General features: G+C 41.6%; 20 protein-coding genes and 1 pseudogene. 13 read left to right on the top strand and 8 right to left on the bottom strand.

Annotated elements, in window-relative coordinates; genetic code table 11:
* From APA_RS06800 to APA_RS06790, 3 genes are all read left to right on the top strand, one after another.
* Positions 1 to 1,395: hypothetical protein (locus APA_RS06800; protein WP_201321546.1), on the top strand; the 1,395-nt coding region annotated here is incomplete at its 5' end.
* Positions 1,396 to 1,592: 197 nt separating this feature from the next.
* A complete protein-coding gene (locus tag APA_RS06795; RefSeq protein WP_201321545.1) occupies positions 1,593 to 2,249 on the top strand; it encodes an Npun_F0813 family protein in 657 nt (218 codons plus the stop codon).
* A 117-nt stretch (positions 2,250 to 2,366) separates the two neighbouring features.
* The gene (locus tag APA_RS06790) at positions 2,367 to 3,308 is read left to right on the top strand and encodes a hypothetical protein (RefSeq protein ID WP_201321544.1); all 942 of its coding nucleotides are present in this window, start codon (positions 2,367 to 2,369) and stop codon (positions 3,306 to 3,308) included.
* A gap of 31 nt (positions 3,309 to 3,339) precedes the next feature.
* Here APA_RS06790 and APA_RS06785 read toward each other — a convergent pair whose 3' ends face one another.
* Entirely contained in the window at positions 3,340 to 4,032 is a 693-nt protein-coding gene (locus tag APA_RS06785) for a sugar transferase (RefSeq protein ID WP_201321543.1), read from the bottom strand.
* A gap of 41 nt (positions 4,033 to 4,073) precedes the next feature.
* Between APA_RS06785 and holA the strand changes: the two genes are divergently transcribed.
* From holA to APA_RS06765, 4 genes are all read left to right on the top strand, one after another.
* Positions 4,074 to 5,057: a DNA polymerase III subunit delta gene (holA, locus tag APA_RS06780; RefSeq protein WP_201321542.1), complete on the top strand. Its 984-nt coding sequence runs from the start codon at positions 4,074 to 4,076 to the stop codon at positions 5,055 to 5,057.
* 103 nt (positions 5,058 to 5,160) lie between these two features.
* Complete coding sequence (gene aroB / locus APA_RS06775) at positions 5,161 to 6,291, top strand: 3-dehydroquinate synthase (protein ID WP_201321541.1); 1,131 nt, start codon at positions 5,161 to 5,163, stop codon at positions 6,289 to 6,291.
* A gap of 179 nt (positions 6,292 to 6,470) precedes the next feature.
* Complete coding sequence (gene infC, locus APA_RS06770; protein WP_009627301.1) at positions 6,471 to 6,995, top strand: translation initiation factor IF-3; 525 nt, start codon at positions 6,471 to 6,473, stop codon at positions 6,993 to 6,995.
* Between the two features lie 403 nt (positions 6,996 to 7,398).
* Positions 7,399 to 9,150 carry an ABC transporter ATP-binding protein gene (locus APA_RS06765; protein ID WP_201321540.1) on the top strand — a complete coding sequence of 584 codons (1,752 nt, stop codon included), beginning with the start codon at positions 7,399 to 7,401 and terminating at the stop codon, positions 9,148 to 9,150.
* Positions 9,151 to 9,185: 35 nt separating this feature from the next.
* Here APA_RS06765 and APA_RS06760 read toward each other — a convergent pair whose 3' ends face one another.
* The 4 genes from APA_RS06760 to APA_RS06745 form a co-directional block, all read right to left on the bottom strand.
* Entirely contained in the window at positions 9,186 to 11,717 is a 2,532-nt protein-coding gene (locus APA_RS06760) for an EAL domain-containing protein (protein ID WP_201321539.1), read from the bottom strand.
* On the bottom strand, positions 11,698 to 12,519 hold the full coding sequence (locus APA_RS06755; RefSeq protein ID WP_201321538.1) for a FecR domain-containing protein: 822 nt from the start codon (positions 12,517 to 12,519) through the stop codon (positions 11,698 to 11,700). Before APA_RS06755 ends, APA_RS06760 begins: the two co-directional genes overlap by 20 nt.
* A gap of 79 nt (positions 12,520 to 12,598) precedes the next feature.
* A complete protein-coding gene (locus tag APA_RS06750) occupies positions 12,599 to 13,483 on the bottom strand; it encodes a FecR domain-containing protein (RefSeq protein ID WP_201321537.1) in 885 nt (294 codons plus the stop codon).
* A 54-nt stretch (positions 13,484 to 13,537) separates the two neighbouring features.
* Entirely contained in the window at positions 13,538 to 15,550 is a 2,013-nt protein-coding gene (locus APA_RS06745) for a serine/threonine-protein kinase (RefSeq protein ID WP_201321536.1), read from the bottom strand.
* A 120-nt stretch (positions 15,551 to 15,670) separates the two neighbouring features.
* On the opposite strand from APA_RS06745, the gene APA_RS06740 reads away from it, so the two are divergent.
* Entirely contained in the window at positions 15,671 to 16,567 is an 897-nt protein-coding gene (locus APA_RS06740) for a branched-chain amino acid ABC transporter permease (RefSeq protein ID WP_201321535.1), read from the top strand.
* A 144-nt stretch (positions 16,568 to 16,711) separates the two neighbouring features.
* On the opposite strand, the gene moeB is transcribed toward APA_RS06740, so the two are convergent.
* Positions 16,712 to 17,884 carry a molybdopterin-synthase adenylyltransferase MoeB gene (gene moeB, locus APA_RS06735; protein ID WP_201321548.1) on the bottom strand — a complete coding sequence of 391 codons (1,173 nt, stop codon included), beginning with the start codon at positions 17,882 to 17,884 and terminating at the stop codon, positions 16,712 to 16,714.
* A 407-nt stretch (positions 17,885 to 18,291) separates the two neighbouring features.
* Here moeB and APA_RS06730 point away from each other — a divergent pair, with 407 nt between their 5' ends.
* Together APA_RS06730 and APA_RS06725 are read left to right on the top strand one after the other, a co-directional pair.
* On the top strand, positions 18,292 to 18,546 hold the full coding sequence (locus tag APA_RS06730) for a hypothetical protein (RefSeq protein ID WP_201321534.1): 255 nt from the start codon (positions 18,292 to 18,294) through the stop codon (positions 18,544 to 18,546).
* A 128-nt stretch (positions 18,547 to 18,674) separates the two neighbouring features.
* A complete protein-coding gene (locus tag APA_RS06725; RefSeq protein ID WP_201321533.1) occupies positions 18,675 to 18,998 on the top strand; it encodes a DUF1825 family protein in 324 nt (107 codons plus the stop codon).
* Positions 18,999 to 19,022: 24 nt separating this feature from the next.
* Here APA_RS06725 and APA_RS06720 read toward each other — a convergent pair whose 3' ends face one another.
* Complete coding sequence (locus APA_RS06720) at positions 19,023 to 19,715, bottom strand: ComF family protein (protein WP_201321532.1); 693 nt, start codon at positions 19,713 to 19,715, stop codon at positions 19,023 to 19,025.
* A 65-nt stretch (positions 19,716 to 19,780) separates the two neighbouring features.
* Between APA_RS06720 and APA_RS06715 the strand changes: the two genes are divergently transcribed.
* The 3 genes and pseudogenes from APA_RS06715 to APA_RS25095 form a co-directional block, all read left to right on the top strand.
* Positions 19,781 to 20,170: a hypothetical protein gene (locus tag APA_RS06715; protein ID WP_201321531.1), complete on the top strand. Its 390-nt coding sequence runs from the start codon at positions 19,781 to 19,783 to the stop codon at positions 20,168 to 20,170.
* Complete coding sequence (locus APA_RS06710) at positions 20,170 to 22,578, top strand: SUMF1/EgtB/PvdO family nonheme iron enzyme (RefSeq protein WP_201321530.1); 2,409 nt, start codon at positions 20,170 to 20,172, stop codon at positions 22,576 to 22,578. Before APA_RS06715 ends, APA_RS06710 begins: the two co-directional genes overlap by 1 nt.
* A gap of 258 nt (positions 22,579 to 22,836) precedes the next feature.
* Positions 22,837 to 23,726: pseudogene (locus APA_RS25095) on the top strand (IS630 family transposase); the annotation flags it as partial.
* A 7-nt stretch (positions 23,727 to 23,733) separates the two neighbouring features.
* On the opposite strand, the gene APA_RS06695 reads toward APA_RS25095, so the two are convergent.
* Positions 23,734 to 24,284 (bottom strand): IS630 family transposase (locus APA_RS06695; RefSeq protein WP_201320743.1); only part of this gene is annotated, 551 nt, incomplete at its 5' end.

The raw sequence follows: 24,284 nt of genomic DNA, 5'->3' as shown, positions 1-24,284 counted from the left end.
AGCAGTCAGCTCCAAATATTTATTTTGTGGATTCTGGCGGTTGCCTTACCAAGTTTAGCGATCGCATGGACAACTTTTAATCGCACAGCTTTGCCATTAACTTTTGTTGCCCTTGTATTTTTGCTTTGTGTGTGGATATATAGCAATTTCTCCACATCTCTCAACTCAAATTCAGAAGTCATAAACCTTGATCCCAACGAAGAAAAAAAACTCAAAGATTGCTTCTCATCAAATATTTATCATCTGACAGGGCTAGAATATCGCCCTCAAGAAATCTACTGTCGCGGCAATCTGCGATCGCAAAACCCTAAATACGCTTACGAAACGATTAACCAAAATATCCAAAAAATATTTGACAATCGCTTTATCTGTTATTTACAAGAAAGTCCATTAGAAAATTTAGGTACAAGTTTTGGTGGCGCTCAAGAAGGTCAGGGAAACACAACAAACTATTGCTTTTGTTTGATACCCAATAATTTCGCCAATTCCCAATCAGCTTTAAGCGATCGCCAAAGTTGGGTAGCTAGCACGATCAGTATTTTATTTACAGCCTTCACTGTGTTAGTTGTAGGCGCAAATCAACGAATTGACTCTTTAAGCTTAAGTAACTTACAGCAAGGAATTCCTTACTTCCTTGGTATAACTAGCATTTTTATCGCAAGGGGGATTGCGCAATACTACATCGCCAAACATTATAGACTGCTACTTTCTCCTCCACTTTTACTGCCAGCCCTTGGTGGTTTTGGTTTGTTAGGCAGTTTAAATACTAATTTCCCTACAGGACAAAACCCCACAAATCAGCGCCGCATCCTCTTTGATCTAGCCGTGATTCCAACCATTGCGGGCTTATCCATCTCCATAGTTTTATTGTTTTTGGGCAACTGGATACTAGTTCCCACAACTATGCAGATGATCGATCCTGCGATCGCTCCATCCTTGTTAATCACAGATCTAGATACCTTTGATATCAAAAACTCGATTTTTGTAACATTATTACAAACAATTTTTTCCATAGGAAAAACAGCAATTACTTCAGACGCAATCGCTGCCTTTTCTCCGCTCACCCTAGCTGGCTGGGCTGGATTAGCTCTTAGTGCTTTGCAGCTAATGCCCTTTGAGTTACTAGATGGCGGCAACCTTATAATCGCGATGTTTGGACATAGGCAAGCCATCCAGATTGCACGCATAGCAAGACTAATATTGTTAGCGATCGCTTTACTTACGCAGCCTTGGCTGAGGATTTACAGCCTCTTATTATTTTTGTTACCCACTCCGCGCCCCAGTATTTTGAACGAACGTATGGAAATTGGTAAAACTCGCGATCTAATCGGCATGATTTTAATTGCGATCGCGGTACTAATTATCCTGCCTATACCAAAAGCCATCTTTTTATAGCCCAAGAGAGAGTTGCAGTGCAAAGCACCTCAACTCTCTCTTGGTTTTTCCTCTGAAGGAGAGCGCTAATACTTCAATTAATGTTTTATTTTAAATTTTCAAGACTTTAATGTGATTTTGGCATTATCATTAACCTTGGCATTAGGTAGCCACGATTTGTTGCTACTGGTAACATCAGTTAAGTCAACAGTAGAGACATGTTCATCCTGAAGCGCCAAGACGTTGAGATCGTCAACGTCCAAAACCCACAAAACAAAGATCAACAAATACCGATTTTGCAATATCAGGGGCAAACATTTCGGTTACTCAACATGTTTGGCGATAATCGAGATGAGGCTTTAGCGCTTTGGCGTGACTTAACTGATAACAAAGGCAAAGCTTGCGTATTATTAGAAGAGCCTCAGCGTTTTAGTGTTTGGGGCAGGGTCAAACTAGACCAAGTCCATTCAGCACCTACCCAGACTTCTTCAGTAGGTACACATCTTGTTCAAGGTTGTTTACTGATATTGCAAGCTGTGTATATTGAAGTTGAAGATCTCCTTGGCGTTAGGCAAGCAGGTTCTTTTAAGCAAGATTTACTTAAGTTTATGCAACAAGGTAAATTTGCTCAAAGCGAAACAATTTCTGCTCTGGAAGAAGTTTTGTCAATCAACCCACTTAATAGTGTGCAAATTCCCAACTGGGATGAAAGCAAATTGCAGCTTCTTTTAGGTGAAATACATCGACTAGCATCTTCCTATTTTGGAAATAATAGTTTTGTCGATAGTGCGATCGCCGCCTTAAATGAACTACCCGAATCAGCATCCGTGACTGCTTGGCTGACAAAAACTCCTAAAGGTAAACTCTGGAAGTAGTCTAATTGGCTTCTTTACTATGTTTGCTTCTAAAGTTATGACTCGTAGCACAATACTTGTTATTTTCTTTTTTTTTATACTTTGATTTCTTATGGTTGTAGCTAAGGTGCAAGATTCATGAGTAGAGCTAAATCTCCCTCGCCGTCAGGGATTTCCACGCAATCTATTGTTTGGGCAGCGATCGGATGGGCAGCCCTAGCTCTAATGTTCTACCTATTTTTTAATGTCCCAACAGATGGTCCCCATGTCATCAAGCCCGAAGAATGCGCCAAGGCAATAAAAGACCTATTCGTAAGACCAAATTGGTATCGATACGGAACGTACATTTTTCAAACTGTAGCGATCTCTTGTTCAGGGATACTATGTCTTCGTAACTGGCGTAGTTCTAAAATCATTAGCGGTCGGAATGTTTGGTTAGGTCTAGGCATAGGTATCCTGTCTTGGGGGATCGGAAATTTAATTTTTGGTTATCTCGATTTTCAATATCAAAGTGGATTAATTGCTGGCGGATCAAAAGGCGCTAAGGATTTAGTCCAAACATTTCCATCAATCGCCGATATTTTCTTCACAGCAACTTACGTGTTTTTGTCATGGGGGATGGCGATGTCTGTGATTGGCCGAAGGCTAAATCTGTATCCTAAGCAATGGGCGATCGTGGGTGCTGTTGGATTTGTGGGAGTTGTTGTAGCAGCTTATGTTACCTTCGGCGTAGGTGGAGGGTTCTCTCTGGATACAGGCAAAATACTGAATATTGTTTATGCCCTTGGCGATATTTGGTTGCTAATTGTCGCAACAATTCTTTTACTTGCTTTTTGGGGTGGTAAAGCCGCTCAATCTTGGCGATTGCTTGGTAGTGCTGGTATTGCAATGTTCTTTGGGGACTTATGGTTTAACTACAGCATTAATACTGGTATCAGTAAAGTCTGTGAAGGTAAACAATATCAAAGTGGTGAGCCTGCCGAGTTCTTCTGGATTCTTGCATTTATTCTCTGGGGGATGGCAGCCGCTTTAGAGTTTGATTTATCTTCGCGACCAACAACGCGTAGTCGCAGAAATTAACAAAAAAGGGGCGCTTAGCGCCCCTTTTTTGTTAATATGCTCCATTTCCTTTGGGGAAAATCACAACCAAAATAGTTTTAAATATCAGATGTAGATCGAGCCAAAAACTCATGCGTTTAACATAGCTTGCGTCAATCTGTACCCTCTTGGCGTAAGGAATATCGTTTCGTCCTGAAACTTGCCATAGCCCTGCAATACCAGGTCGAACACTGAGTACTCGATCGATCGCAGTACCATATTTACTTAGTTCATCTTGAACTAATGGTCGAGGACCAACCACACTCATATCGCCCATGAGGACATTCCAAAACTGGGGCAACTCATCCAAACTTGTTGTCCTCAAGAACTTACCGATTTTAGTAATCCGAGGATCGTGTTTAAGCTTAAAAGATGCTTCATATTCGGCACGGCTAATCGGGCAGGCATTTAAATAATCTTCAAGAGCTTGATCTGCTCCGTTAATCATGGTTCTAAACTTAATGCAATTAAATTTAGAACCATTTAAACCAACTCTAGGATGAATATATAAAACTGATCCAGGAGAACTAATGAAAACTAACAACGCAATTGCTAGATAAACTGGCGAAAATAAAATTAAAACAATTGATGCAAATGCGATATCAAAGACTCTTTTCCCCCAATTTGCATAAGAATCTGTACGATCTGTAACCGATTTTTTTGGACGGAGGCTAACTTGACTATTTGCTTTGCTTCTAGTAATCATCAAATCTCTACACCACACCACATAGTTGAACTAATCATACAATGCCTGTCTACTTTTATTGGGGCGATGACGACTATCAAATTTCTCAAGCAGTAAAAAAGCTGATAGACACTCATGTCGATCCGATGTGGCTTGACTTTAATTATGCAAAAATCAATGCTACTGGGGATCTTGAGGTTATGAATGGACTAAACCAAGCTGTAACTTCACCATTTGGCATGGGTAGTCGCTTAACTTGGATAGCTGATACTGCGATCGCCCAACGTTGCACTGAATCGCTACTATCAGAGCTAGAAAGAACTTTTAACCATTTACCTATAGACTCCTACATCTTGTTTACATCATCAAATAAGCCTGATGGGAGAGCCAAATCTACCAAGTTGTTGCAGAAGTATTCCCAGATTTTAGAGTTTTCGTTAATACCTCCTTGGAAAACTGATGCGATCGTTCAATTAGTGAAACAAGCCGCTGTTGAAATTGACTTAAAAATAGCATCAGATGGCATAGATCTACTAGTTGATGCGATTGGTAATGATACGCGCCGACTGACAATGGAATTGCAAAAGTTACAGCTGTTACATTATGGGAAAACGAAGCCACTTACGGCTAAAGAAATTGCACCACTTGTACAAGTCTCGGCTCACAATAGCTTGCAATTAGCAAGTTCGATTCGTGCTGCTAATACTAGTCAAGCTCTCTCTTTGATTGCGGAATTACTGAGAAATAATGAGGTGGGTTTACGGATTTGTGCGACTTTGGTGGGGCAGTTTCGCACATGGCTTTGGATTAAGCTGATGCAAGAATCGGGAGAGCGAGATGATAAGGCGATCGCTGATGCTGCGGAAATTGGTAATCCTAAGCGAATATATTTTCTGAAGCAAGAAGTACAGGGTCTAAATAGTCAAAAGTTAATGCGATCGCTAAGTATTTTGTTGCGATTAGAAGCCGATCTCAAGCATGGTAAAGATGAAACGGCAACATTGCAAACTGCGATTATTGAGTTATGCCAAGCAATGACCAAATAAGAATGTAGGGTAGCGCAAAGCTCTGCTTTACATTCTTATTTGGTTGCGAGATTTGAAACCATGATCGCTGCTACCATGAGAATTAGATCATTTATATAGAAATATGTCTGAAAACTCCGCAACAGTTACCGTTGCACTCAATAGCGATAACCAATCTAATCGCAGTTATGAGATTGCGATCGCTTCTCATAGTCTCAAAAACTTAGGCGATAAATTAGTAGAAATTGGGTTAGGAAAAAAAAGTAAAAAACTCCTCATTGTCTCGAATCCCGTCATTTACAAGCACTATGGCGAAACTGTCCAGACATCCCTAAGTAATGCGAGGTTTGATGTTGCGCATTTAATCTTGCCTGCAGGTGAACGCTTTAAAACCGCAAACTCACTCCAAAAGATTTATGATGCGGCTCTTGGACATCGTTTAGAACGCTCATCGATGATTGTTGCCCTCGGCGGTGGGGTAATTGGCGATATGTCGGGCTATGCGGCAGCAACTTGGTTGCGCGGTATTGATCTTGTTCAAGTTCCAACCACACTTCTTGCCATGGTGGATTCCGCAATTGGTGGCAAGACGGGGATCAACCATCCACTGGGCAAAAACTTAATCGGTGCTTTTTATCAACCCCGACTAGTTTGGGTCGATCCTGAAGTCTTAAAAACTTTGCCAGCCCGTGAGTTTCGCTCAGCGATGGCAGAGGTGATCAAGTACGGCGTAATCTGGGATCGAGAATTATTTGATTTGCTTTCTCAATGCGATCGCCTCGATCAGTTACGTTATATTTCATCGGAATTGCTGCAAACAATTTTGTATCGTTGTGCCAAAGCTAAAGCTGAAGTCGTATCCAAGGATGAGAAAGAAGGAAATCTTCGCGCCATTCTCAACTATGGTCATACTGTCGGTCATGCGATCGAGTCAGTTACAAACTATCGCCTCTATAATCATGGAGAAGCTGTTGGTTTAGGAATGCTGATCGCAGGTGCGATCGCTGGCGATCTTGGTCTATGGGCTGAGTCAGATCAAGCCCGACAAGCAGCCCTTATTGCTAAAACCCATCTACCACGGACAGTACCTGCGGACATCGATCTTAATGCAATTATTGAATCCCTATCAACCGATAAAAAAGTAGAAGCTGGCAAAGTGCGTTTCATTTTACCAACAGCGATCGGATCGGTAACTCTTAGCGATCGAGTAACCTCGGATATGGTTAACCAAAATTTACGAAAAATGATGGCATAATGCTTGACACTTTAAATGGTAGTTCGTACTATACTTAAACATTTATGTCAAGCAGAAAAAATGCTAAGCTAGAACATACAAAATATTTAGTTTGCATGTATCGCTTAGTATTAAGTATATATTTGTAAACCATTAGTAATTTAAACCAATACCCCAAGAGTCTAGACAACAGAGATTTCATGACTAAAAAGCCAATTAAAGACCTTCCCCAAATCAACGAACGTATCAGATATCCAAAAATTCGAGTCATTGATATGGAGGGGGAGCAACTCGGCATCCTAACCCCCAAAGAAGCCTTGAAAATGGCTGAAGAAAAAGAGCTAGATCTTGTGCTAGTCAGCGATAAAGCTGATCCTCCTGTTTGTCGAATCATGGACTATGGCAAATTCAAATTTGAGCAAGAGAAAAAGGCCCGCGAAGCTCGCAAAAAACAACATACTTCCGATGTCAAAGAAGTCAAGATGCGCTACAAAATTGAGGAGCATGATTATAAAGTGCGAATCAATCATGCAGAGCGTTTTTTGAAAGAAGGAGATAAAGTCAAAGCAACCGTAATGTTTCGTGGTCGCGAAATTCAACACGTTGATCTTGCTGAAGTTTTGTTGAATCGCATGGCTAGTGATTTAGAATCTGTCGCTGAGATTCAGCAATATCCTAAGCGCGAAGGAAGAAATATCACTATGTTGATGGCTCCCAAAAAATAAACCTAAAAGCCTTGCAATACGGGCTTTGAGGTTTATTTTTTCGGTAGGCATAAATCACAAAAAATAAGGAGTGCACATTGCACTCCTTATTTTTTGTGATTTATGCCTACCGAAATGATTTATATCCTAAGTATTATCCATAAGCGAAAAGTTTAGGAAAAGCGAAGAAAGTACCATAGAGAATATCAACAAAGAGACATTTAACCATATCAAAAGACGTTAATGAATCACTAGGTGAACTACTTGTTGTGTGAATGGTTACAAATAGCCCGATCGCAAAGCATTAAAAAATCAGCTAAAAATCATGTTTGAATTGCGTCAACCTATTTAATAAACATCACTTATTTTCAATCAAAGGCTTACTAAGCAAGCTTTTAACAAAATAAAGTAGTATGGATATATTATGGCGCGATCGCAATTTCAAAATCTCAAAAACTATCTCCGTCCTTACTGGAGTGACTTAGCCGTTGGCACAATTGCCCTACTAGCGGCAAACTGTCTTGGTACATACATCCCTTGGCTGATTAGATCCGCAGTTGACGATCTTAACAAGATCTCATCTGGCGATATTCATACTTTAATGCGATATGTATGGATGATTATCGGCTTGTCGTCGCTGATGTGGATCATCCGTATGGCTTCCCGCGTCTGGATTTTTGGGATCGGTCGCAAAATCGAGTACAGCCTCAAGCAACAAATTTTTGAGCATTTACTCAAATTGCCGCCAAGCTATTTTGCCAACAATTCCGCAGGCGAAACAATTAGTATCGTTACTAGTGATGTTGAGAATATCCGCCGCTTAATGGGATTTGCGCTGCTCAGTATTATCAACTCAGTATTTGTGTATTGCCTGACACTGCCCGCGATGGTAGCGATCGATCCGATGCTGACTTTGCTATCGGTCTCTGTTTATCCGATCATGTTATTGATTGTGCAGAGATTTAGCGGCCAGTTGCGTGATGAACAGTTAGAAGTTCAAGAAGAACTATCCAATGTAAGTTCGCTCTTGCAAGAAGACCTCAATGGCATGGCTCTGATCAAAACCTATGCTCAGGAGGAGAATGAACGAGGAGCTTTTGGGAAATTAAACGATCGCTTACTCGATGCCAATCTGAGAATGGCGCGTAGCCGTAATATTTTATTTCCACTATTGGGTGGAATTGCAAGTATTAGCTTTTTAGTATTAATTTGGTTTGGTGGCGAAAAATTAGCCAATCAGCCTACGACCTTTAAAATTGGCGATTTGCTGACACTGATTATTTATGTGGAACGATTAATTTTCCCAACTGCGATTTTGGGGTTTGTGATGGTCACTTATCAACGCGGACTAGTCAGCATTGGACGCATTCAAGGCATTCTCGATATGCCACCAGCGATTGTTGACAGAGCCGATGCGATCGCACTTACCAAAGATCAAGTTACTGGCAAAATCGAAGCAAGCGATCTCACTTTCACCTATGACGGAGCTAGTCAACCTGCTCTCAATCACGTTAGTTTCACAATTTATCCATCCGAAACAGTCGCCATTTTAGGAACAGTTGGTTCTGGTAAATCTACTTTTGCGAGCGCCTTGATGCGCTTAATTGAAGTTCCATCAGATCAAATTTTTATTGATGGTGTAGACATTACCAAAATGCGGATCGCAGATTTGCGCGAGATTATCTCTTTCGTGCCGCAGGATAGCTTCTTGTTTAGTGCGACGATGCGTGACAACATTCGTTACGGTAAGCCCCAAGCCTACGATCATGAAGTGGAAAACTTTGCCAATCAAGCACGTATTGAGCAAGAGATTCTTAAGTTTCCAAAGCAATATGACACACTAGTCGGTGAGCGGGGAATTACTCTGTCAGGCGGTCAAAGACAGCGTACAGCCTTGGCAAGAGCCTTACTCGTTGACACCCCAATTTTGGTGTTAGATGACGCGCTCTCTAGTGTGGACAATCAAACTGCTACAGGAATTCTGGGGAATCTTCCTCGTAATAAGACCGTGTTATTTATTACACATAATCTATCTGCTGCATCAACTTGCGATCGCATTATCCTTATGGATGCAGGTAAAATCGTCCAAGCGGGTACTCATGCTGAGTTACTTGCTGAGTCTCAGCTTTACCAAAAGCTCTGGAATCAGCACAAACTTGAAGTTGCGATCACATAAGGTTTTGTAGTGCGGCGAAGCCGCACTACAAAACCTTATGTTGTTTGGAAAATTGCTTCGATTGCAGCAACATCAAGAGGACGGAATAGAAAGAACCCCTGACCATCGCCTTCTTCACTAAGCAAATCTTGCAAATAATTCAACTGAGCTAAGTTTTCAATACCTTCTGCGACAATGTGAGCCTTGACACTATGCGCCAAGGATATAATCGCCTGAAGAATTTCCATTCCGTTTGAATTTTTATGGATATTGTTAACAAAAGAACGATCAATTTTTAAGCCATCGAAAGGAAACTCATGTAAATATGCAAGCGATGAATAGCCTGTGCCGAAGTCATCAATATAAATCTTAATTCCTGCTTGCCGCATCTGACTGAGGATACTTATTGCAAAATCAGGATTCTCCATAATCGAGCTTTCCGTTAGTTCGATTTTAAGATATTCAGAAGATAGTTGTGTTTGATCGAGAACGCTAAGGCACTTTTCTAAAACATCATCCTGTGCCAATTGTTTGGGAGATAGATTGACACTAATTGTAATATCTTTAGCCTTAGGGAAGCGTTGTTGCCAAGATTTCACCTGTAAGCAAGCATTCCGCATAATCCAATCACCAATAGGAATGATTAGCCCTGTCTCTTCGGCTAGGGGTATAAATTGGATCGGTGATATTAAACCGCGTTCAGGATGTTTCCATCGAATTAATGCTTCTAACCCCACTATCTCCATATCACTGAGAGATAGAATTGGTTGATAGTAGATCAGAAATTCCTGATCGTTTTGATTGCTAGGATCTTGACAGAGAGCAACAGCTTTGCGGAGATCCTTTTCGAGCTTTAATCGTTTGAGCACTCGTTCTCGCATAGAAATATCGAAGACCTTATTGCATGAATTCCCCAGCTTTTTCGCATAAAACATGGCTGTATCAGCATCTCTGAGGAGAAGCTCAGGAGAAATGATCTCAGTAGAATCAGGATTGTCAGGCCTATTAATTTGATGGAACTTGATGCCAATATTAGCCTCGACCTCAATCTCATGGTCATTGATTGTAAAAGGATTTTGTAACTTTGTTTGAATGCGATCGGCAATAGCGATCGCCTCTTGTTGATCTCCTGGATTTTCTAGTAGGATGACAAACTCAGCGCCGCCAAAACGAGCAACTGATGCATTAGGAGGAATAGAATTGCACAAGCATTGGCTAACTGCAACTAGCAGTAAATTGCCAACTGGATGCCCAAAGGTGTCATTAATAGTTTTAAATCGATCTAAATTAATCCAAAAAATGGCTATGAGTCTTTGATGATCGCCGCTTTGAGAAGATACATCTTGGGGATGAAGCAGGTTTTGCAAACGGGTTTCGATCAGGGCGCGATTATACAATCCTGTTAAATGATCGTGGGTAGATTCGTATTGAAGTTGAGAATCGGCAAGCTTCAGCGATCGCTGCATTTGCCAACGCTCTTGCAAAGCGATCGCAAAACCTGTTAATAGAAACATCAAAATGGGAACAGCTATCTCAATTAAGTAGTTAGCTTTAAAAGCGATAAAAGTAACGATTAGCCATAGTCCAGATAGGACAAAAGCACTTATACTTCCAGTCCATAAATTTTGTCTTGGTAAGACCAAGCCAATAAACAGGCTCCCTAATAGAGCAATGCTCCAAATATCGATAGGTTTAGCAACCGCAAAAGAATTTTTTTGCAGGAGATTTTGCAAAGCCATTGCATGTAAATGCACTCCACTCGCTGGAGGATTTCGATCGAGAGGAGTTACTAAATCATCTATTCCTGAAGCTGTTACCCCAATCAATACAATTTTGTTGCGGAAGGTTGAAGCAGGAATTTTGCCATCAATGACATCACTAAATGAGATTTGTGGTATGTCCTTGACTCTTTTTGTCCAATTAATAGTTAAGGTTTGATCTAGCTCTGGCAATAGAGTATTGGAGGCGGTTGTCAAGTCATAGGCTTGCAATATCGACACCGCAAAAGTTGGGATATTTTGGATCTGCAAATCAACTTGACGCACAACTCCATCAGCATCTTCACGCTTAAGAATATGCCCGATTGCCACACCTGCACTATTGATAGGTGCGATCGGCAGGAGTGGTTGTCCAGACTTATCCCAAGCCATAGCCAGAACTACCTTCTGATATCGAGAAATTGCGGCAGCTAATTGCTGATCGGCGGGACTCTCTTCAGACCATAAAATATCAAAACCCACAATACTAGCTTCAGTTTGTTCAAGTTTTTGGATAAGCTGCACATATAGATTGCGAGTCCACGGAAATCTGCCAATTTTACTGAGGCTCCGATCATCAATGGCAATAATTATGACGCGCTCATCCCAAGGTCTATCGCCCCGCCAGTTAGTAAAACTGTTGTATGCCCAAAATTCGATTGTTTGTAAAAACCCAAGATAAACCATGGGAATTATGATAATTATGGCAAATATCGTGGGTAATGCTCGACATATCAAACTAACTAAACGCGATCGCCAGCGTTTAGCTTGGTAATTTGTTAACAATTTAGGAAATAATCGAGAAATAAACTCAGAGAATGGGGATCTCATAGACTTGTATCTTTCCCGTAGGAGTTTCCACTGTTACTTTAACTTTTAGGCTTGAAGTTGCAGGAAATTTTAGGGAAAACTCTCCACTGCCATCTAAAGATTGTTCCAATTCATCTACCTTAACGGTATTAAAAGGACTAGTATTTCCCGACACAACTATAGAACGACTTAAACCTGATACTTGTCTATTAATTATATATCTCAAACTTGCGTCATCAGTAAAAGGAATGGGTATCGAAGGAGGTTCACCGATAACTGTGATGTTTTGAAATCCACCATTGACTATTTCGGTCTGATTTTGAGCCGTCGTCGCCACACTCCCCTCAATTGTGGTAATCAACATATCGCCATTTGGTTTGACGATCGCAATATATTGCGTACCCCGTACCCCACTGATACCAGCAGGAGTTTGGATATTAATCTGAGATCCCCGATGGGTAAATTTACGAATCTGTAGTCTGACCTTCCCCCGTGGTACAAATAAATTGGTAATTCGCCCATTGTCAGAGGCAATCCGAAAAGAACGAATTTGGATAGTTGTGTTTTCGGCAATATAGAGCGAGCCTACGGCTGTATCTACGGTCAAAACTGCCGAACCGTTTGCTCCTGTCGAAATTTCATCACTAGTAGTTTGTAAAAGATCACCTACTCTCGCAGGACGATTATCATAGTTGTAAAAATTACGATATGTGACATTTCCTGTCACTTCTTCAACTTTTAACCATTGATCGGTCCGAATCTGAATATCTTTTTGAGCCTCAACCTTTTGATGATCTTGAGATAATAAAGAAATCCCAGACATATCGATAATGAAAATTAGAAAAGCAAAAAAAAATATGTTTGAATTTATATGTTTTTCAGGAAAAAGTTGAGAAATAAATTCAGAGAATCGGAATCTCATAGACTTGTACTTTCCCCAAAGAGGTTTCCACCGTTATTTTCACTTTTAGACTTGAAAGCGCAGGCAATTGTAGGGTAAACCTTCCTCTGCGATCTAAAGATTGTTCTAATCCATCTACCTTAACAGTATTAAATGGATCGGTGTAACCAGATAAAACAATAGAACGTCCTGAACCTGATGCTTTTTTGTTAATTACATATCTCAAACTTGCATCGTTGCGAATAGGTACAGCAGTCGATGGTGGTTCGCCAACAACTGTCAAATTTTGAAATCCCCCATTGACTATTTTTGTCTGATTTTGAGCAGTCGTCGCTACACTCCCCGTAAGTGTTGTCAGTACCATATTGCCGTTTGGTTTGGCGTTTACAATATACTTAGTACCCCGTACTCCACTTATGCCCGCAGGAGTCTGAATATTGAGTTGAGAACCACGATTAGTAAATTTACGAATCTGTAATCTTGCTTTCCCGCGAGGTACAAACAAATTGGTGATCCGCCCATTATCTGAGGCAATCCGAAAAGAACGGATTTGGATAGTTGTATTTTCTGTCACATAGATTGACCCAATGCCAGTATCTACACTCAAAACTGCCGAGCTATTTGCACCTGTAGAGATTTCATCACTGGCACTTTGTAAGTGATCGCCAACTCTCGCTGGTCGATTTGCATAATTGTATAAATTTCGATATGTGACATTCCCCGACACTTGTTCAACTTTTAACCATTGGTCAGTCCGAACCTGAATAGCTCTTTGAGCTTCAATTTTTTGCTGATCTTGCGGTAGTAAGATTGTTCCTGAGACATTGATTAGAAGTCCCAAACAAGCAATAAAAATTAGATTTAGTTTCTTTCGTTTTTCAAGCATTTTAAATGCGTTTCGCTATTTACTAAAAATTTGCTACATATAAATTATCCTTTCTCAAGGCTCAGGTATTTTCCAAATATTAATATTTTTATCTTGGCTGCCGCTAATTAGTTTGAGCTTATCTGGAGTAATCACCAAAGAAGTTACCAAATCCGTGTGACCAATCAAACTCCAGATTGAAGATTTAGTTTGAAGATTCCATAAATGGATAGAATTCTGGATATCTTTGCCGCCAATAAAGAGATATTTACTGTCATAAGTAATAGCGATCGCGCTGATCGTATCCTTATGTTCGCTTAATTCAGATAGCTTTTTACCTGAAGCTAGATCCCATACTCGAATTAATTTGTCACTACTGCCACTAATCACCCGCTTACCATCGGGAGTGACTAATACACAAGTAACGCCTGAGGGATGTTCGAGAGTTTTTAAGTTTTCGCCTGTCTTCACATCCCAAATGCGTACGGTCTTGTCGCGACTGGCACTAACGACCTGCTTACCATCGGGCGAAATGGCTAAACCCCAAATTTTATCGGTATGTCCCGTTAGCGATCGCATTAGTTTGCCCGTCGAGATTTGCCAAAGATTTACCGTATTGTCATAGCTACCACTAACTAGCAGATCACTAGTGGGTGCAATCGCTAAATTATTAATCAGGTTTGTATGCCCACTTAGGGTCTTGACCACTTTCCCTGACGCGATATCAATAATTTTGATATTTTTATCTTGCCCAGCGGTGACGATCTGGCGATCGGATAGAAAGACCACTGCTCGCACCCATCCGCCTTGATCTTTTATTTCCTTAATGGGATTAGAGTTGTCTCCTTCTAATTCCCAGAGCTTAACGGTTCCGTCATCACTAGCGCTAGCAATTATCTTGCCATCAGGACTAAGCGCGACATTTTGAACTGCATCAGTATGTTTCTGTAAAAATCTTGTTGGATTTAAAAATTTTTTCTGAAATACGGGAAGTTGAATAATGTCTTCAAAATTCCCAATCGCAGAAATCTTAATCACTGTACCGATGCTCAGTCCTACAAAAGCAGCAATTATTACTGATATAGTCAGCAAAATCGGGGAAGTCGGCTTGCGGGTTGAGTCTTTAATCGACTGTTTAATTGATTTGCGCTTGGCTTTAGTCTTATCGTTGGGAGCAAGTTTATCAATCAGTTCAATTTCTTTGAGGATTTTTAAAATCGACTCACAATTAATTGGGCGATCGCTGGGCTTACGCGCAATCAGCGCATCAATTAAATCGGCAAACTCCTCCGAAATTTCAGGCGCGTGCGATCGCCACTCAAAGACATCGCGATCGGGATTATAAGTATCAAGGGGATATTTTCCCGTCACTAAATGGATCATCGTGCAGCCAAGCGCATAAAAATCTGACTGCGGGACAGCAAATCCTTTTTCCTGTTCGGGCGCAGTATAGCCCACTGAGCAAATGCTCGTAATACCTTGCACACCGCCAATCTTGGCAAGATAGGTATGCGTGGCTTCGCGAGCCGTGCCGAAATCAATTAAAACTAGCTGCCCTGAAGGTGACAACATAATATTTGCGGGCTTAATATCGCGATGAAAATATTTGTTGCGATGGACTACGGCGAGAATATCCACCAATTGTCGCAGCCAAGTGATCGCCCGCTTTTGCGCGATCGGTTTGCGATCGCGGTGGTTGATCCATTGTTCGAGGTTTAGTCCCTCGATTTTTTGCATGATAATGCCATGCAACATTGTCCCGTTTTCGAGATCGTGATGCACATAGGTCTCAATCTTTGGTATCCCTGCATGTTCGATCTGTCCTAGTACAAAAGCTTCCTGCTGAAACAGTGACACGGCTTTACTGTCTTCATTCAATTCCTGTTTAAGGATCTTGAGGATTTTGGGCTTACCTGCGCGATCGGTGGCTTCATAGATCACCCCGAAGCCACCAGCATCACTTAATAATTTAGTGACTGTATAACAACCATCAATCAATAATTCGGAGCCGCATCCTTGACAAGTTGGGGAATTGTCATTGTCAGGGTGGTTAGGGATGGGGCAAGTGGGATTAATGCATAGACTCATGGTGTTTTCAAGCGTACCAGTCTAGACTTACTATATCGCTAGCGCAGTCAATTTATAGCAAACCCACAAAAGTAGGAGATGCTCAGCGTCCTCTATTTTTGTGGTTGAGTCAATTTATTTATGATCGAATACATCTCAACACTTTTCATTAACGCGGCAATCTTTGCTCTGTTTAGTCTAGGGCTAAATCTGCAATGGGGATTTGCAGGTTTAGTTAACTTTGGTCATGTAGCGTTTATGACGATTGGGGCATATACAACGGTGTTGCTCAGTCTCAATGGTGTGCCTTGGTTTTTTGCATTTCTGATCGCTGCTGCGATCGCTGGTTTGCTAGGCATCATCATCGGCAGTACCGCCTTAAAATTGCGCGAAGACTATTTAGGGATTGTCACCATCGGGGTGTCCGAAATGGTGCGTCTATTTGTGAACAATGAAGAATGGCTGACCAAAGGCACAAGGGGCGTACAGGATTTTCCGCTGCCATTGGTTAATCTCGTCTCACGGCAATATTATTCCTTTGTCTTAGCTGCGCTGTTATTGGTAGTCGTGGCGGTGGTGTATTGGCGTTTAGAGAGGCTAGTGCGATCGCCTTGGGGTCGAGTGCTAAAAGCAATTCGTGAAGATGAGGAAGTTGCCAAGGCGCTGGGCAAAAATGTATTTTGGTATAAACTCCAAGCCTTTGCGATCGGCGGTGCGATCGGTGGTCTAGCGGGAGCATTTTACGCTTGGCAATTAACCACAGTTTATCCCGATAACTTTATTCCCCTGATTACGTTCCAAGCATGGACAATTGTTACCATTGGCGGCGCGGGTAATAATCTTGGCGTAATTCTCGGCGCAGTAATTTTTCAGATTTACAATGCTCTTCCTAGATTTCTCCCCGAACAAATTCGCGCTGATGGTGGGAGGTTCGAGGCAATTCAGTTGATTTTGATTGGTGTTACCTTAATTTTGTTGATGGTATGGCGACCACAAGGGATTTTAGGAAATAAAAAAGAATTAACCTTAAACCGATAAAAAAGAGAGAGAGGGTGCTTAGCACCCTCTCTCTTTTTATTTATACCAAAGCACAAAATGGCAAAGCCATTTTGTGCTTTTAAAGCCCTTACTGGGTTTGATTTTCAATTCATAAAAGTGTTGCCACACTTTTGTGAATTGGTATTAGTATTTGGGAATTGAAGGATCGATTTGATCGCTCCAAGCATTAATACCGCCCTGTACATTGATCCCGTCAATGCCAGCTTGCTTGAGAAGCCCTAAAGCCTTCATCGATCGCCCACCCATTTTGCAATGGGCAATGAGCTTATGCCCATTTAGCAAAGCCCTGACCTTCTCTACACCATTGCCATTTTCAATTTCTGGCAAAGGTACTAGAACTGTGTTAGGGATTTTGCCAATTTCCCACTCGTTGGGATTACGGACATCAATGATCACATAGTCTTCAGCACCAGCGTCAATGATTGCTTTAAGTTCGGTAACAGTAATTTCGGCGATCGCCTGTTGTGCTTCCATTTCGTTTGCTTGTTGTTGGGGAATACCACAGAACATCTGATAATCGATCAATTCTTCGATTACAGGACGGACTGGGTTTGGACGGAGCTTTAGCTCGCGGAATGTCATCTTGAGGGCATCGTAAAGTAACAAGCGTCCACTCAGAGTATTTCCCTGCCCTAGAATGATTTTGACAGTCTCTGTAGCTTGGATTACACCAATAATTCCAGGAAGAATTCCTAAAACGCCGCCTTCGGCGCAGGAGGGAACTAACCCTGGAGGTGGTGGCTCTGGATAAAGATCTCGATAGTTAGGGCCACCTTCATAGTTGAAGACTGTCGCCTGTCCTTCAAAGCGGAAAATTGAGCCGTAGACGTTAGGCTTATCTAGCAATACACAGGCATCATTGACAAGGTAGCGCGTAGGGAAGTTATCTGTACCATCGACAACGATGTCGTAGGGAGCCAGAATCTCCAGCGCATTGGCTGAAGATAAATGGGTGTTGTATAGATCGATTTGGCAATAGGGGTTGATTTCTAAGATTCGCGCCTTTGCAGATTCGATTTTCGGTTTACCGACTGAGCTAGTGCTATGAATAACTTGGCGCTGAAGGTTGGATGTGTCCACCACATCGAAGTCCACGATGCCAATGCGCCCGACACCTGCGGCGGCGAGATATAACAACAAAGGGGAACCCAAGCCACCTGTACCGATACACAGTACGCTGGCAGCCTTGAGGCGCTTTTGTCCTTCTACGCCAACCTCAGGCAAGATCAAGTGACGCGAGTAGCGCTCGTAGTCATCTTGGGTGAGTTGAATTGAATTTGGATCTGGGTTGAGCATGATTAAATGAATCGCACTTTGTTTGCGTAGGCGATCCACAGCGCTTTGCTTTCAAACCCGAACCAATAAATTCTTTAAAATTGTTGCAAAGCAACAATTTTAAAGAATTTATTGTGCTTCGGGTGATCGTAAATTGCTGTATTGCGATCGCCTTTGCTGATTTGGCGGTTTTTTTTGTATTTATATTGTAGTTTCCTAGTTTACGCTTTAACGCAATGTTGTATGTTTGTTGCAATTGGCTTAATGCCATAACTTCGATCTAAGATTTACAAAAATTTAAATCTTTAGATCTAAATTTATCGCTAAGTACGTTCACAAAGTGTTCCGCCCAAGTAGCGGGCATAACACTTTGTGGGTTTTATACTCAACTTAGAGCGTGACCAAATCCACGCAGTATTATGGAGCTTATGGACACCCCTTACATTTACTACATTCCCATCTATCCTGACGATGATAATTGCGAAACGCTAATGCACTTATTCATAGGTCAGCCAGGTTTAGACACAGAAATTTTGAGCGTACTTGAAATGCTTGATGAGCGCGAACATGCAGGCGAAGGCGTTGACTATGTCCGCGAGCTTGAAGATAAATGTAATCTAAAGCGAGTTTCAGTTAGATTTTTGCCGCGAAACCGCGATCGCGCTGTGCCAATCATGACCTAAACCAAAAAAGTCGCGCACAGCGCGACTTTTTTGGTTAGTAAGGGTGGATATCTCCACTTCAGTTAATTTCTGTAAGGTTGACCTAGATTGTAAAATTGGAATAGATGTAAAGAAAGCAGAGCAATAAAATGGCATTTTTTGATTCTGAAATTGTTCAACATGAGGCTCGTAATCTATTTCAAGATTATCAAGCTCTAACTCAGCTTGGCGGTAGTTATGGCAAGTTTGATCGTGAGGGCAAAATTCTCTTTATTGAAAAAATGGAAGAGATGATGGATCGTTATAAAATTTTCATGAAACGATTTGAGTTGTCCGATGATTTTATGGCGCAGATGACCCTAAAGCAATTGGAAAATCAGTTGGGTAATTTTGGGATCACGCCACAGCAGATGTTCGATCAAATGAATATGACGCTCGAAAAAATGAAATCTGAACTTGAACCTCATAACTAGCTATTGGTCATTAGCTATTGGCTATTAGCCTTTAAATTGAGGACGAGCTAGGACGATAACTCCTTTTACTTTGATGTTATTAGCGGCGAGAGTGGCGATCGCTTCACGGATAGTTGCGCCAGTCGTATAAATATCATCAAATAGAATTACATCTTGTTGACTAGATGATCGATTTGATGGAACTGTAAAAGCCTTAGATAAATTTTCTTCACGCTCTTGTTTACTCTTGGTTTGCATCTGCGCCTTAGTGTCCTTAACTCGTTGCAATAATAGCGGTTTGCATGGCATTGCTGTCAAATTACAAAAACGACGTGCCATCAGTTCCGCTTGGTTAAATCCTCGTGATTTTAATTTGGTTGCATGAAGGGGAATGGGAATTACAGAGATTTTTTTTAAACTTGGTTTTTTAGTATTTGCCGATCGCTTCCATGTGTCGGCAATTTTTTCAGCGATCGCTTCCATAATTTCTGGATGCTGATCATATTTGCAAGCTGCAATCGCCCGTTTCAATGCGCCATCATAAATTCCCCAACTATAAAGCGGAATCTCTGGTGTAATTGGGTAATCTTTTTGCAAAAAATCTGGTGATTGATAAGCGGCTATTTGGCGATCGCAGTCTTTGCATAAAATGCGATCGGCAGGACGTTTGCACAATGGACAGTTTGGTTGCCAGAGCGAGTTGGTGATTGTGTTTGCTAGGCTGTCAAACCATTTCATGTTTCTTTGTGGATTTTATGAAATATTATAGAATAATCGCCAATCAATAAAAATCTACTGAAGTTATGGACTCTGAGAATAATACAAGCACGATCGCTTTGACGATTACTTTTATCGATCCAGATTTGAAGAGTGAAGAGCGAGATGATGAGGTAGTAAGGTTACTGGAAGAGTTAAGCGATCGCAGTGATATTGATGCAGTAGACCGCGTGCGTGACCCCAATCCCCCAGATGGCAACAAGAGTGGTGGTGCTTTTTTGGTGGGAGTGCTGATGGCGGAAGTGAGTGTGGCAAATGCGAAAAAAGTTTTGGGCTTTTTAGGCGATCGCCTTGGTAATAAGCCGATCTCATTTGAGGTGGAGGGCAATGGCAAGAAACTGAAGGTGAGTGCTAGTAGCCGCGAAGAGTTGGAGTTTGCGATGCAGAAGGCTAAGGAATTTATTGAGGCTGCATAATGGGTCGCTTCGCATTGCTGGTTGGGGTTAGTAATTACACCGTCGATCTTAAGCCTTTGCCTAGTGCGGCGAAGGATGTTGAGGCTCTGCGGCAAGTTTTGGTTAATCCTGAAATTGGCGGCTTTGCGGAGTTGGACGTGGCGGTATTGGTGGATGCAGAGAAAGGTGCGATCGAGTCAGCGATTTACGATCTATTCGCTAATCGTAAAACTGATGATTTGTTGCTGTTGTATTTCTCTGGGCATGGTGTGACGGACAGTCGCAATGATTTTTATTTCACAGGGACAAAAACGCGCAAGGATGCTTTGCCGCCAACGGCAGTTTCATCAACCTATGTCCACAGTTTGATGAATCAGAGCCGATCTAAGCGTCAAGTTGTGATCTTGGATTGTTGCCATAGTGGGGCGTTTCCTAAGGGAATGATGGCGAAAGATCTTGGTATGGTGAATCTGTTGCCGAAATTGGGCGGTGAAGGTCGGGCGATTTTGACGGCTTCGGATTCGACGCAATATGCGTTTGAGCAAGAGGGTTTTGAGTTGTCGCTCTATACGCATTTTTTGGTGGAAGGTTTGCGGACGGGTGCGGCGGATCGAGATGATGATGGGGATGTGTCGGTGGATGAGTTGTATGAGTATGTGCGGGATAAGGTGAAGAGTGCGAATAACAATATGTCGCCAGAGTTTTATCCAGTAAAAGAGGGACATCGGATTGTATTAGCAAGGGCTGCTCAAGATGATCCCAAGCTTAAGTTTCGGAAGGAAGTCGAAAAGGTCGTTAAACGTAGTGATGGGAGAGTCTCGGCAGTCGCTAGGAATTTACTAGCACGACGGTGGCAAGAACTAGAGATTTCTCAGTTAGAGTCTGAGGCGATCATTAGGGAAGTTTTGCGCCCATATCTGGAATACGCTAAAAAGCTTGAAGAATACGAACAAACTTTATTAGAGGCGATCTCCGAAGGTTTTCCTTTTAGCGAAGTCATCCAAACAGAGCTAAATGACTATGAAGAATATCTAGGTTTACGGAAAAGCGATCTTTTATCTATTAAAAATCGAGTTATTTTACCGAGACAATCTGAGTATGAGCAAAGATTTCGAGAAAGGCAACTTAGAGAAGAAGAAACTCGACTATACAATGAAAGAGAAATAGAAAAACAGAGGCAGCAACAAGCTAAACGGGCGGAACAACTAAAAAAAGAACAAGAACAGTTAGAGCAAGTCAAGCGACAACAAAAACAAGCAGAAGATTTGAGGCAACAAGAAGTTAAAAAATTTGCAGGGCTGATGCCCAGAAGGACTTTTTTGACGCTTATAGGTTTTACAGGTGGAAGTTTAGCAACTGTTTTAGTATGGGAAAATCTCCTCAAGCCTAAGCCTCAAGTTCCCACAACTCCACCAACTACTTCTGAACCCACGACATTGCCATCTCCAAAGCCCACTAAGATTTCTACATCTAAGCCTGAACCGACACCCGTTAGCCAGTTGCAAAAGCAAACACTAAATAACATCATCACAGTAGATAGCAGTGGCAAAGAGATTAATCGGCGCACGGTGCAGGTGCAATATTTTGCTGAGGATAAGATTAGTTTGCCGAATGGAGCAAAAGCGATCGAGATGGCATTGATTCCTAAAGGAAGCTTTGAGATGGGAATGCCATCTTCTGAAAAACAAATTGCTCTTGAAAGTGCTACAAAATACGGGTTAAGTCGAGAAAGTGTTGAGAAATGGCTAGATGCATCAACACCGACTCGAAATATTAACTTTGCTCAATCCTTTTATGTGAGCCGCTATGAAGTGACACAGGCGCAATGGTTCTCAGTAATGGGAACTGACTATGATAAAGATGGATTTAAAAAGCGATTTGGAGAATTAGATAATAAATTTAAAGGAGACAATCGCCCCATAGTTATGGTAAACTGGAATGATGCAAAAGCTTATTGTATAAAGCTAAGCGAAAAAACTGGCAGAAGTTATCGGTTGCCAACTGAGTCGGAATGGGAATATAGCTGTCGAGCTAAAACGACAACTCCCTTCTATTTTGGTGAAACAATTACATCAGATCTAGTAAATCATGATAGTAACTTCCCTTATGCAAACGTAGCTAAAAACAGTTCAGGATATCGGCAAGTAACCACAGATGTTGGTAGTTTCCCAGCAAATGAGTGGGGCTTATATGACATGCACGGCAATGTGTGGGAATGGTGTGAAGACGTATGGCATGAAAACTACAATGGAATACCACAAAACGGCTCTGCATGGTCAAGTGACGGCGAACAAGAAAAACGGCTTCTCCGTGGTGGTTCTTGGGTCAGCATTGCGATCTATTGTCGTTCTGCGGGTCGTAGCTGGGGGAACGCGGGTTTCAGGAGCTACGACTTCGGTTTTCGGGTTGTTGCCTCTGTCTTGTCGTGAGGACAACTTTCACTTTACCCTTCTTTCTCTTTTTCCCTCTCGCCGTTAGAACACAGATTAGACGGATTAATGGATTTCACGGATGTAGGGGTTTTGCATTTGCGCCACAATTTGCAAATCAATTCAAAAGTAAAAGGGCAAAAGGAAAAACCCAATTTTCTCTATTTTTCCTTTTTCCTTTTTCCTTTTTCCTTTTTCCTTTACTCCCTTCCCGCTGTAAGGCATAGTAAAACATGAAATAAAAAGACGGCAAAAAAAATGAACCAAAACGAAGCGCTTCTGAACAAGCCATTAGATCTCAAAGATTGGCAGAAGCAGTTCAATCGACATCAGCAAGAGTACCTAAGGCATCGATTGGAAGCAATCAAATTACTTTATGAAGGATATAGTCGGAAGCAAGTCAGTCTAAAACTAGAATGCAGCTACGATACTCTAACAAGATGGATCGATAAATATTTAAAAGGTGGATTATCAGAGTTAGTTGTTCCCATAACTCATCAAAAGCGCAGTCGCCTATCAGTAGAGCAGCAGCAACAGTTAAAGATAATGATAACAACCCAAAGACCTACAGACTATGGGCTCGAGAGGAATATGTGGACAGGGGAAATAATTGTGCAAGTACTGAAGTCAAGATTTAATGTGGAGATGAAAGACTCTCGAGTCTATGAGATACTTGCAGAACTTGGTTTGTCCTACCAAAGAGGGCATCGAGACTATGCTAATGCAGACCCACAAGCCCAGAAAGATTGGGTTAATGCCGTTAAAAAAAACTAGAAACAGTACATGAACACGAACGGATTGTATTCTTCGATGAGTTTGCAGTATATGACCGCCCCAGCTTGTTCTATGGATGGGCTAAGCGCAATACCCGCCCAGAGGTAAAAAGTGATGAAAGCAAGCGCAACAAACTCAATGGGATGCTTTGTGTTGATGCCATAAGTGGGAAAGAATTTTTCCGACTTAGTGTTGGGTCTAAAACCGAAGATGTATCTGAGTATCTGGCTGAGCTATGTTTGGACAGCATAGAAGCTGGTTACACAGATCTTTGCATTATGATGGATAGAAATCCAACCCATAAAGAAAAAATGCAGAATCAGTTGAAATTGCATTTAGAGCAAATGGGACTCAGCCAAGAAATCAAGGTGGAGTAAGTAGTTAAGCAAAATTAATTACATATTTTGAACCAAACTCTCGAAGAACTTTTTCAACATATGAGACTAAACTTTCCCAAGATTCATATGCATTTAGTTCAATCCACTCATATTTCATAAACCGCCATAAAATTTCAATCAAGTTTAACTGGGGACTATAAGGAGGCAACAGAAAAATCTCGACTTGCTGACTTTTCCACTCCTCCAGTTTTTCATTAATCATTTGACTGGTGTGAATAGAGGCTTTATCCATAACAATCACAGTAGGCTTGGTAGATTGGCGAGCAAAGTCATCAATACAAGCGAGAATGACTGCACTGGTGATACTACGTTCAAAAACATAAGCAGATAAGTCATTGTTTCGATTCATCAACCCCACGACATTTAACCGCTTACTACGTTGACTGGGTAGGCTTAAACCCAGTCCTTTCTCTTGCCAAGCATAGGGAATCGGTGGAGTCAAAGAAAAGCCACTTTCATCAAGATATCGCAAATCGATTTTGCCCTGCATTTCCTGTTCAAGCAATTCGGTGAGTTGTTGCTGTTTCTCTCTAT

The sequence above is a fragment of the Pseudanabaena sp. lw0831 genome, from assembly GCF_016584665.1.
Lineage (GTDB): Bacteria > Cyanobacteriota > Cyanobacteriia > Pseudanabaenales > Pseudanabaenaceae > Pseudanabaena.
The sequence above is the reverse complement of the archived record's forward strand: the minus strand, read 5'-3'. Positions and strand labels throughout refer to the sequence as shown.

Bases quoted from the DNA above. Each gene is read 5' to 3' on its own strand.
- moeB (WP_201321548.1), bottom strand. From the start codon at position 17,884: ATGCTCAACCCAGATCCAAATTCAATTCAACTCACCCAAGATGACTAC.
- APA_RS06745 (WP_201321536.1), bottom strand. From the start codon at position 15,550: ATGAGTCTATGCATTAATCCCACTTGCCCCATCCCTAACCACCCTGAC.
- APA_RS06785 (WP_201321543.1), bottom strand. From the start codon at position 4,032: ATGATTACTAGAAGCAAAGCAAATAGTCAAGTTAGCCTCCGTCCAAAA.
- aroB (WP_201321541.1), top strand. From the start codon at position 5,161: ATGTCTGAAAACTCCGCAACAGTTACCGTTGCACTCAATAGCGATAAC.
- APA_RS06730 (WP_201321534.1), top strand. From the start codon at position 18,292: ATGGACACCCCTTACATTTACTACATTCCCATCTATCCTGACGATGAT.
- APA_RS06760 (WP_201321539.1), bottom strand. From the start codon at position 11,717: ATGAGATCCCCATTCTCTGAGTTTATTTCTCGATTATTTCCTAAATTG.
- APA_RS06755 (WP_201321538.1), bottom strand. From the start codon at position 12,519: ATGTCTGGGATTTCTTTATTATCTCAAGATCATCAAAAGGTTGAGGCT.
- APA_RS06790 (WP_201321544.1), top strand. From the start codon at position 2,367: ATGAGTAGAGCTAAATCTCCCTCGCCGTCAGGGATTTCCACGCAATCT.
- APA_RS06750 (WP_201321537.1), bottom strand. From the start codon at position 13,483: ATGCTTGAAAAACGAAAGAAACTAAATCTAATTTTTATTGCTTGTTTG.
- APA_RS06720 (WP_201321532.1), bottom strand. From the start codon at position 19,715: ATGAAATGGTTTGACAGCCTAGCAAACACAATCACCAACTCGCTCTGG.
- APA_RS06715 (WP_201321531.1), top strand. From the start codon at position 19,781: ATGGACTCTGAGAATAATACAAGCACGATCGCTTTGACGATTACTTTT.
- APA_RS06765 (WP_201321540.1), top strand. From the start codon at position 7,399: ATGGCGCGATCGCAATTTCAAAATCTCAAAAACTATCTCCGTCCTTAC.
- APA_RS06740 (WP_201321535.1), top strand. From the start codon at position 15,671: ATGATCGAATACATCTCAACACTTTTCATTAACGCGGCAATCTTTGCT.
- APA_RS06725 (WP_201321533.1), top strand. From the start codon at position 18,675: ATGGCATTTTTTGATTCTGAAATTGTTCAACATGAGGCTCGTAATCTA.
- infC (WP_009627301.1), top strand. From the start codon at position 6,471: ATGACTAAAAAGCCAATTAAAGACCTTCCCCAAATCAACGAACGTATC.
- holA (WP_201321542.1), top strand. From the start codon at position 4,074: ATGCCTGTCTACTTTTATTGGGGCGATGACGACTATCAAATTTCTCAA.
- APA_RS06795 (WP_201321545.1), top strand. From the start codon at position 1,593: ATGTTCATCCTGAAGCGCCAAGACGTTGAGATCGTCAACGTCCAAAAC.
- APA_RS06710 (WP_201321530.1), top strand. From the start codon at position 20,170: ATGGGTCGCTTCGCATTGCTGGTTGGGGTTAGTAATTACACCGTCGAT.